9 protein-coding genes and 1 pseudogene are annotated in these 9,137 nt (G+C 73.0%); 2 read left to right on the top strand and 8 right to left on the bottom strand.

Annotated features, from left to right (window positions below):
- The 4 genes from PINTE_RS18705 to PINTE_RS18720 all read right to left on the bottom strand — a co-directional run.
- Positions 1–183: hypothetical protein (locus PINTE_RS18705; protein WP_157087368.1), on the bottom strand; the 183-nt coding region annotated here is incomplete at its 3' end.
- Positions 180–629 (bottom strand): hypothetical protein, encoded by a 450-nt coding sequence (locus PINTE_RS18710; RefSeq protein WP_157087369.1) that lies wholly within the window; start codon positions 627–629, stop codon positions 180–182. The genes PINTE_RS18710 and PINTE_RS18705, both read right to left, overlap by 4 nt.
- On the bottom strand, positions 626–2,944 hold the full coding sequence (ligA, locus tag PINTE_RS18715) for an NAD-dependent DNA ligase LigA (RefSeq protein WP_373280177.1): 2,319 nt from the start codon (positions 2,942–2,944) through the stop codon (positions 626–628). The genes PINTE_RS18710 and ligA overlap by 4 nt, the downstream gene beginning before the upstream one ends.
- A 78-nt stretch (positions 2,945–3,022) precedes the next feature.
- Positions 3,023–4,051: a uroporphyrinogen decarboxylase/cobalamine-independent methonine synthase family protein gene (locus PINTE_RS18720; protein ID WP_068433762.1), complete on the bottom strand. Its 1,029-nt coding sequence runs from the start codon at positions 4,049–4,051 to the stop codon at positions 3,023–3,025.
- A 240-nt stretch (positions 4,052–4,291) separates the two neighbouring features.
- Between PINTE_RS18720 and PINTE_RS18725 the strand changes: the two genes are divergently transcribed.
- On the top strand, positions 4,292–5,233 hold the full coding sequence (locus PINTE_RS18725) for a hypothetical protein (RefSeq protein WP_157087370.1): 942 nt from the start codon (positions 4,292–4,294) through the stop codon (positions 5,231–5,233).
- 9 nt (positions 5,234–5,242) lie between these two features.
- Here the strand turns inward: PINTE_RS18725 and PINTE_RS18730 are convergent, their stop codons facing one another.
- From PINTE_RS18730 to PINTE_RS25140, 4 genes and pseudogenes are all read right to left on the bottom strand, one after another.
- On the bottom strand, positions 5,243–6,019 hold the full coding sequence (locus PINTE_RS18730; protein WP_068433766.1) for an SDR family oxidoreductase: 777 nt from the start codon (positions 6,017–6,019) through the stop codon (positions 5,243–5,245).
- Between the two features lie 43 nt (positions 6,020–6,062).
- Complete coding sequence (locus PINTE_RS18735; protein ID WP_068433768.1) at positions 6,063–7,226, bottom strand: acyl-CoA dehydrogenase family protein; 1,164 nt, start codon at positions 7,224–7,226, stop codon at positions 6,063–6,065.
- Positions 7,227–7,444: 218 nt separating this feature from the next.
- The gene (locus PINTE_RS18740; protein ID WP_068433770.1) at positions 7,445–8,209 is read right to left on the bottom strand and encodes an alkaline phosphatase; all 765 of its coding nucleotides are present in this window, start codon (positions 8,207–8,209) and stop codon (positions 7,445–7,447) included.
- A 112-nt stretch (positions 8,210–8,321) separates the two neighbouring features.
- Positions 8,322–8,630: pseudogene (locus PINTE_RS25140) on the bottom strand (alkaline phosphatase); the annotation flags it as partial.
- A gap of 160 nt (positions 8,631–8,790) precedes the next feature.
- Between PINTE_RS25140 and PINTE_RS24605 the strand changes: the two are divergent.
- Entirely contained in the window at positions 8,791–9,024 is a 234-nt protein-coding gene (locus PINTE_RS24605; protein WP_068433774.1) for a hypothetical protein, read from the top strand.
- Positions 9,025–9,137: the final 113 nt, after the last annotated feature.

Below are 9,137 nucleotides of genomic sequence, written 5' to 3' on the forward strand. Positions count from 1 at the left end.
GCGGGCCGCCGCCTCGTCGAGGCGGGCGAGATGCCCGTCGAGCTGGGTGACCAGGCCGCGCACCTGCCCGGGGTCGCACGTCATCCAGGGGTGCACGACCGGGGTGATCGCCAGGTGCAGCCCGGCGCGGGCCGCACGGGCGCCCGTGGAGCCCGCGGCGCGCAACGCCTGCGTGGGTTTCACGACGCCCCCTCGCCGGTCGTGTCGGTGGCCGCGGCCGCGTCGTGAGCCCTGGCCGTGGTCGGGTCGGTGGCCGTGGTCGGGTCGGTGGCCGTGGTCGGGTCGGTGGCCGTGGTCGGGTCGGTGGCCGTGGCCGTGGACGGAGCCGCGACCGTGGGTGCGGCCGTCGAGCCGTACCGGCCGGCGAGGTCGTCGGGCTCGGCGTAGGAGTCGACGGCCTCGGCGAGGTCTCCCAGCGCGAGACTCACGGCGACCCCGAGGTCGTAGACGACGTTCGCAGTCGTCGAACCGGGCAGCACCCCGGCTCCGGACTCGATGATCTCGGCGAAGCCCATCCGGCCCGCCAGATCGCGCCACCGCAGCGCGAGCTCGGCCGCCGGGGCGGGGTCGGGCGCTGGCTGTGAGGCAGGCGACGATACGGGCTGCGAGGCAGGTGGCGATGTGGTCACGACGCTTCTCCCCCAGTCGATTCCGAATCCTCGGCCGCACCGCCCGCGCCACCCCCAGCAGCCTCAGCAGCCTCGCCAGGCTCGCCCTCGCCACCCGCACCCTCGTCGGGCAGCGCGACCGCGGCGGGCCCGCCGGCGAGCAGCGCGACGAACTGGTCCTCGTCGAGGGTCCGCACCCCGAGGTCGGCGGCCTTGGTGGCCTTCGACCCGGCGTTCTCCCCGACGACGACGTAATCGGTCTTGCGGCTCACCGAGCCGGCGGCCTTGCCGCCCCGCACGAGGATCGCCTCCTTGGACTCATCCCGCGAGAACCCGCTCAGGGAGCCGGTGACGACGACCGTGAGCCCCTCCAACGTGCGCTCGATCGAGGCGTCGCGCTCGTCGGCCATCCGCACGCCGTCGGCGGCCCAGCGGGCGACGATCGCGTCGTGCCAGTCGACCTCGAACCAGCGCCGCACGGAGTCGGCGATCGTCGGGCCGACCCCCTCGACCCCGGCGAGCGCCTCCTCGTCGGCCTCCCGAATGGCCTGCATCGACCCGAAGTGACCGGCCAACGCGCGGGCCGCGGTCGGCCCCACGTGCCGGATCGACAGCGCGACGAGCACCCGCCACAGCGGCTGTTGCCGGGCCTGGGCGAGGTTGTCGACGAGCCGACGCCCGTTGGCCGAGAGCACCCGCCCGCCGACGACGCCCGGCGCGGGCACGGCCTCGGGGTCGGCCGCCTCCTTCTTCGTGGCGTTGCGCGAGTAGAGCGGCACGCTCGCGACGTCGGCGGCGTCGAGACCGAACAGGTCGCCCTCGTCGGCGATGACCCCCGCGTCGAGCAGCGCGCCCGAGCCCTCCCAGCCGAGGGCCTCGATGTCCAGCGCCCCGCGCGACGCGAGCCCGAACAGCCGCTCCCGCAGCTGGGACGGGCACCGGCGGGAGTTGGGGCAGCGGATGTCCTTGTCGCCTTCCTTCTCCGGCGCCAGCTGTGCGCCGCACGAGGGGCACTGCGTCGGCATGACGAACTCCCGCTCGGAGCCGTCGCGCAGGTCGACGACCGGCCCGAGGATCTCGGGGATGACGTCGCCGGCCTTGCGCAGCACGACGGTGTCGCCGATGAGCACGCCCTTGCGGCGCACCTCGTCGGCGTTGTGCAGGGTGGCGTTCTCGACGGTGGAGCCGGCGACGAGCACGGGCTCCATCACCCCGTACGGGGTGACCCGCCCGGTGCGCCCGACGTTGACCCGGATGTCGAGGAGCTTGGTCGTCACCTCCTCCGGCGGGTACTTGTAGGCGATCGCCCACCGCGGCGCCCGCGACGTGGAGCCGAGACGGCGCTGCACCGCCACCTCGTCGATCTTGACGACCAGCCCGTCGAGCTCGTGCTCGATGGAGTGCCGGTGCTCCCCGAAGTAGGCGACGCGCTCCTCGATGCCGGCCAGGTCGTCGACGACGAGGTTGTGCGTCGACGTCGGCAGCCCCCAGCCGTGCAGCATCGTGTACGCGTCGCTCTGGCGCACGATGTCGAAGCCCTCCCGGGCGCCGATGCCGTGCACGATCAGGCGCAGCGGGCGGCTTGCGGTGACCCGCGGGTCCTTCTGCCGCAGCGAGCCCGCGGCGGCGTTGCGGGGATTGGCGAACGGCGGCCGGCCCGCCTCGACGAGACCGGCGTTGAGCTCGGCGAACGCCTCCACGGGAAAGAACACCTCGCCGCGCACCTCGACGAGCCGCGGGATCGGCACCGTGGCCGTCTGCTCGTCGTGCGCGTCGTGCGGCTGCGTGAGCCGGTGCGGCACCCCGGCGATCGTGCGCACGTTGTTGGTCACGTCTTCGCCGGTGCGACCGTCTCCGCGGGTCAGCGCCCGCACGAGCCGCCCCTGCTCGTACAGCAGGTTGATCGCGAGCCCGTCGATCTTCGGTTCGGTGAGGAAGTGCACGTCGGAGCCCTCGACGGCCGCGACCGTGCGCTCGTACCACTCGCGCAGCTCCTGCGCGCTGAACACGTTGTCGAGCGAGAGCATGCGCTCGCGGTGGTCGACGGCGGCGAAGTCGGTGGAGAACGTGCCGCCGACCACCTGAGTCGGGCTCTCGGGCACCCGCAGCGCGGGATGCTCCTCCTCCAGCGCCTGCAGCCGGCGCAGCAGCTCGTCGAACTCGGCGTCGCTGACCGTCGGGCTGTCGCGCACGTAGTAGGCGAACTGGTGCTCGCGCACCTGCTGCGCCAGCTCCTCCCACTCGTGGCGCACGCTCTCGTCGGGCGCGCCGCCCTGCGCCTCCGGCAGGTCGGGACCGGGGCCGGACGGTGGCGAGGACTGCGGTTGTGCGTTCACGCGGCACATCTTGCACCAGCCCACCGACAAGCTGGCAGACCCCGCGCGCACCACCCCGGAGCCGGTGTCGAAAGTCGCTCAGCCCGAGGCGATCTCCGTCAGGGCCCGGGCGGCGTCGACGAGCCGCTCGTGGATCGCGCGGGCCTGCGCCGGGGTGCGGTCGGCCAGCCCGCACGGCGGCGTGAGGGTCACGTCGCGCAGGGCCGAGTCCGGCAAGCCGACGTCGGCGAAGGCGCGCCGCAGCGGCGCCAGGAGCGACCCGGTCGAGGGCGCCGGGTCGGCGTCGGGCACCGCGATGCCCGCCCACAGCCGCACCCCGGCCTCCACGGTCGCGGCCACCGACTCCCATCCCTGGGCCCGCAGCAGCGTGGTGTCGAGGGCCACGGCGTCGGCGCCCGCGGCCCGCAGCAGCGGCAGCGGCGGCTGCGGCGCGCAGCAGTGCACGGCCACCTCCACGTCGCCGCCGGGCAGCTGGGCGGAGCGGGCCGCCTCGACGATCTCGACGAGCCCGCGACGCGCGACCTCGGGGTCGACCGCCCGGTGCGTGCCGTAGCCCGAGGAGGTCTGCAGCCGGCCCGCGAGCACCGCAGGCAGCGAAGGCTCGTCGAGCTGGAGGACGAGCCGGGCGCCGGGCACGAGCCGAGCCACCGTCTCCAGGTGCGTGCGCACCCCGTCGGCGAGCGACTGGGTGAGGTCGCGGCAGGCGCCGGGGTCGACGACGACGCGTTCGCCGCGGGCGACCCGCAGCTCGGCGGCCAGCGTCCACGGACCGGCCACCTGCACCTTCAGCGGGCCGACGTACCCGTCGAAGGTCTCGGCCAGCTCGTCGAGGTCACCGCGCAGCAGGGCGGCGGTGCGCACGGCGTCGCGGCCGGGGTGGTCGACGAGCCGCCAACCCGACGGCTGCAGATCGACGGGCAGCTCGGTGAGCAGTCCGGCGGTGCGCCCGATGAGGTCGGCGCCGGGGCCGCGGGCCGGCAACTCGGGCAGATACGGGCACCCGAACGCGTCGCCCGGACCCTCGAAGACCAGCAGGTCACGCACCAGCCGCAGCGGCGTGCGGATGTCACTGCCGGGCCACGAACCGATCCCTGTGACTGAGCTCATGATCGGCCAGCCTACTGCCGCCCGAGCCGTGCTCCGCGAGCAAGCGCGCTGGTCACCGCGGTCACCGCCGGCATGCCACGACATTCTCCGGTCCGCCACGGGCAAACCCCTCGATCGGTAGGCTGCCAGGATGTGGGCTCGGACAGATCGTCGAATACTGTCTACTCTCGGTTAGCCCGTTATCGACGCGAGACCTTCGTTCCGACCCCGCGGGCTCCCCGCACGGAAGGCAAGGACACGGTGGCAGCACAGGATGACATGGGCGTTGAGGCTCGCTCGGCGAGCACGTTCGCGCATGCTTTCCGCGAGGCCACGGATCAGCGTGGCCTCTCGCTCGAGCGGATCACCTACCACCTGCGCCGCCGCGGGCACGACCTGTCCGCCGCCACCCTGAGCTATTGGCGCACCGGCCGCAGCGTGCCGCAGCGCAGCGCCTCCATCGCCGCCCTCGGGGCGCTCGAGGAGATCCTCGGGGTCGACCGCGGCAGCCTCGCCTCCCTCGTGCCGCCGCGGCCGGTGCGCACCGCCGCGGAGGGGCGCAGCACCGTGCGCGCCGAGCGCTTCATCAAGCGCGCCGACCTCATCTCCGAGATGATCACCTCGCTCGGGCTCTCCTGGGACACCGGCTTCGAGTACCTCTCGATCCACGACCGCGTCTCGATCGGGCGCGACGGCACGCTCGACAGCCACATCGTCTCCAACCTGCTGCGCTGCACCCGAGACGGCGTCGACCGGCTCCCCTCCTGGTATGGGCACGACGACGCCCGCAGCTACCCGTTCATCAGCGCCGAGGTGAACTGCCGCATCGGGGAGGTGCGCGAGGGCCCGAACGTGCCGCTCATCGTCGCCGAGATGCTGCTGCCCCGCGCGATGAACGTCGGTGAGGTCATCTTCCTGCAGTACCGCTACGGCGCCGCGGGCCAGACGATGCCCACCTACGACTGGAACCGCGGGTGCGTGGCGCCGCTGCGCGACGGCTACCTCGAGGTCGAGTTCCACCCCCAGGCGCTGCCGGTGACGGCCGAGGAGTTCGTGGAGGTCGGCTCCGAGGAGCGGGCGGTGCCGCTACCGGTCACCGACCGCGCCCTGCGCCGGTACAAGCGTGACTTCGGCCCCGGCGTGTGGGGCATGCGCTGGGACTGGTCCCCCGGCACCCTCGCCCCCATCCGCACGACGGAGTGAGCCGGGGCGTCACGCCACCGGCCCCCCGGCCACGTAGAGCACCTGCCCGGAGACGAAACCGGCACCCTCGGAGGCGAAGTACGCGACGGCCGCGGCGATGTCGTCCGGCTGCCCGACCCGCCCGACCGCGATCTGCGCGGCCGCCGCCGTCTGGAACTCCTCGAACGACAGTCCCAGCCGCTGTGCCGTCGCGGCCGTCATGTCGGTGACGATGAATCCGGGAGCCACGGCGTTGACGGTGGCCCCGAGCCGCCCGAACTCCAGCGCGAGCGTCTTCGTCAGCCCCTGCACGCCGGCCTTGGCGGCCGAGTAGTTGGCCTGCCCGGCGTTGCCGAGCGCGGACGTGCTGGAGATGTTGACGACCCGCCCCCAGCCCGCGGCCGCGACGTGCGGGCGCAGCGCCCGACTCATGAGGAACGCGCCGCGCACGTGCACCCCCAGCACCGCGTCGAAGTCGTCGACGGCCATCTTGTGCGCCATCGCGTCGCGGGTGATGCCCGCGTTGTTGACGAGCACCGTCGGCGCGCCGAGCCCGGCGACCACCCGCTCGTAGGCGGCGGCCACGCTCGCCTCGTCGGCGACGTCGGCGCTCACCGCCAGCGCCCGCCCACCGGCCGCCTCGATCTGCGAGACGGTGTGCTCGCACGCCGCCGCCTCGACGTCGAGCGCGGCGACCGCGAAACCGTCGGCGGCCAGCCGCATCGCGATCCGCGCCCCGATCCCCCGGGCCGCGCCGGTGACGATCGCGACCCGACCGGTCGCGCCCTCGCTCGTGCCCTCGCTCACGCTGCCATCACTCCCGCCTTCGCTGCCGGCTGCACTGCTGGGCTCACGCCCGGCCCCGCTCGTCGAGGCCGAGGTCGCGGCCGATGATCTCCTTCATGATCTCGTTGGAGCCGGCCCAGATGCGGGTGACCCGGGCGTCGCGCCAGGCGCGGGCCACGCGGTACTCGTTCATGTAGCCGTAGCCGCCCCACAGCTGCAGGCAGGCGTCGAGCGTGTCGTTCTGCACCTGCGCCGTCCACCACTTGGCCTTGGCCGCGTCGACGGCGCTGAGCCTTCCCGAGGCGTGCGCGAGCACGCAGTCGTCGACGTAGGCCTGGGCGACGTCCACCGCGGTGACGAGCTCGGCGAGCGTGAACCGGTTGGCCTGGAAGGAGCCGATCGGCTGCCCGAACGCCCGGCGGTCCTTGACGTAGTCGAGGGTCTCGCGCAGGATCGCCGAGCACTGCGCGAGGTTGGTGATCGCCGAGCCGATCCGCTCCTGCGTGAGGTGCTGCATCATCGCGACGAACCCGCCGCCCTCCGGGCCGAGCCGCTGCTCGTCGCCGACGTGCACGTCGTCGAAGAACAGCTCGCACGTGTCGGCCTCGTCCTGGCCGACCTTGTCGAGCGGGGCGCCCTTGGTGAAGCCGGGTGTGCCGGCCTCGAGCACGAACAGCGTGATGCCGCGGGCGCCCTTGGACTCGTCGGTGCGCGCGGCGACGATCGCCAGGTCGCACTGGTGGCCGTTGGTGATGAACGTCTTCGAGCCGTTGATCACCCAGCCGCCGCCGTCGCGCGCCGCGGTCGTGCGCAGCGCCGCGAGGTCCGAACCGCCCGAGGGTTCGGTCATCGCGAGCGCGCAGATCAGCTCGCCGGCGGCCATGCCGGGCAGCCAGCGCCGCTGCTGCTGCGGGGTGCCGAGCGCGACGACATACGGCGGGCAGACGTCGGCGTGGATGCCGAAGCACGACGCCAAAGCCTGCGCGAACGCCGCCTCCTCCTCGGCGAGGACGGCGTTGAAGCGGTAGTCGTCGGCCCCGGCTCCCCCGAACTCGGTCGGGATGCACAGGCCGAACAGGCCCTGCCGGCCCGCCTCCCGCCAGATGCCACGCGGGATCGTGTGATCCGCGATCATCTCCGCCGCGCGGGGGCGCACGGTGCGCCCGATGAACGTGCGCACCGACGCCCGGAACGCGTCGTGGTCCTCGGTGTAGATGTGGCGCGGCATCGCGAGCCCTCCCTACTGATCGGTAACAACCAGTGTACGGACCAGCGGGGAGGGCCTCGCGGAGCCGGGCCCTGCGGGGGGGTCGGTCAGCGCCGCCGCGCCGGGCTCTCCGGCGAGCCGGTCACCGCCCGGGCGACGCGCAGCCTTCGCCGGGAGTCCGATCCGGGCGGGGTGCGCACGGCCGCGACGCGCGCACTGCGAAACGTCCGCCGCACGGCTCAGGCCCTCTTCGGGGCGGGCAGCCGCAGCTGCATCGCGTCGGCCATCGCGAAGAACACCTCGGTGTTGTCGAGCACGGCGTTGAACCGCTGCGAGCCCGGCCCCGCGGCCATGATCCACACGTCCTCGACCGTGTGCACGCAGTTGCTCTCCTCGCCGGGCAGGTTGCCGATCTGCAGCATCGCCTTCGGGTCGCGCTCGGGGTTCGGCTCCGACTGGCCGGTCGCCTCGTCGACGAGCGCCGGCTGCAGGAACGTGGCGTTGTGCTGAAAGTCGTCCCGGTGGTCGGGGTGGTTGCTCCAGCCGTAGAACAGCTGCACGTCGGGGTCGGGGTCGTCGGGAAAGCCGTCGCCGTTGGAGTCGACGTAGGTGGGGAAACCGGCGTCGCCGTACACGCCGTTGCCCTCCCGGTCCGGGTCGGGGTTGTCGCGCCGGTCGTGGGTGCCGACGATGCTCATCGAGTGGTTGTGGTCGGCGGTGACGACGACGAGGGTGTCGCCGTGCTCGGCCGCCCACTTCTTGGCGATGCCGACGGCCTGGTCGAGCTCGATGCAGTCGTAGGTCGCCCGGGGACCGTCGAGCGGGTGCTCCATCTTGTCGATGGACGCGCCCTCGATGAGCAGGAAGAACCCGTCCTTCTTCTTCTCCAGCACGCGCAGCGCCGCCTGCGTCATCTCCATGAGCGTCGGCTGGTCGGTGTACTCCTTGAGCACGGCCGGGTCCTTGCTGATCTCGCGGTCGATGTAGACGTTGAGGTTGGTCATCGCGAACGTGCCCAGCAGCTTGTCGGGGTTGCCGGAGACGGCCTTCTTCAGCTCGGCGCGAGCGCCGCCGCGTGTGCGCGAACACCGCCGCCGGGGTGGCGTCCTGGATCTCCGCGGTGGTGACGATGCCGACGGCCATCTTCTTGGCCCGCTTGACCATCTCGGCCATCGTCTCGACCTTGGGGTGCTTGTCGGCGTCCGGGCTGTTGCCCTCGTACACGCCCATCGCGTTGACCGACGCCTTGTGCCCGGTCATGTACGCCGACATCGAGTTCGCGGAGTCGGTGGCGATCGAGTCGTACCCCGACGTCGTCACGTTGCCGCGGAAGTCCATCCGGTCCATCTCGAGCAGCCCGTGGTACTTGCCCTCGGTCATGCCCTTGGCCAGGATCCGCGCCGCGGTGATCGCGGACTGGCCCATGCCGTCTCCGAGGCAGAAGATGACGTTCTTCACCGGGCGCGCCCGGGCCCGGGCCAGGACGACCTCGTTGGTGACCTTGGCCTCCTTCGTCGTCGAGCCGGAGGTGACCTTCGCGGTGATCGTGTACTCGCCGGCCTTGGGGTAGAAGACGCCCGGGTAAGTGACCTCGAGGCTGCCCGGCACCGAGCTCGTGCGCTGCGGCTCGCCGCGCAGGATCGCCGCCGCGCCGCCCGGGCCGGACACCGAGATCTCGATGCGGGCGGTCTGCGGGTCGACGCCGCTGGCCTCGACCCGCAGGTCGAAGAGCGAGTTGACGAGGAACTTCGCGCGGTCGATCGGCAGGATCCGCACGGCGACCTCGTTCGCGGCCAGGGCCGCCAGGAACGCCGGGTGACGGTGCGTCACGCTGCGCATCGTGAACGCGTGCGGGTCCAGCGAGCGCAGGTTCGCCGAGGCCCGGGGTGCGGCCGGCGCCCCGGCAGCCCCAGCCCCGGCAGCCCCAGCCCC

The sequence above is a fragment of the Piscicoccus intestinalis NBRC 104926 genome (assembly GCF_001515525.1).
Classification (GTDB): Bacteria; Actinomycetota; Actinomycetes; order Actinomycetales; family Dermatophilaceae; genus Kineosphaera; species Kineosphaera intestinalis.

Bases quoted from the DNA above. Each gene is read 5' to 3' on its own strand.
- PINTE_RS18740 (WP_068433770.1), bottom strand. From the start codon at position 8,209: ATGACCAACCTCAACGTCTACATCGACCGCGAGATCAGCAAGGACCCG.
- PINTE_RS18735 (WP_068433768.1), bottom strand. From the start codon at position 7,226: ATGCCGCGCCACATCTACACCGAGGACCACGACGCGTTCCGGGCGTCG.
- PINTE_RS18720 (WP_068433762.1), bottom strand. From the start codon at position 4,051: ATGAGCTCAGTCACAGGGATCGGTTCGTGGCCCGGCAGTGACATCCGC.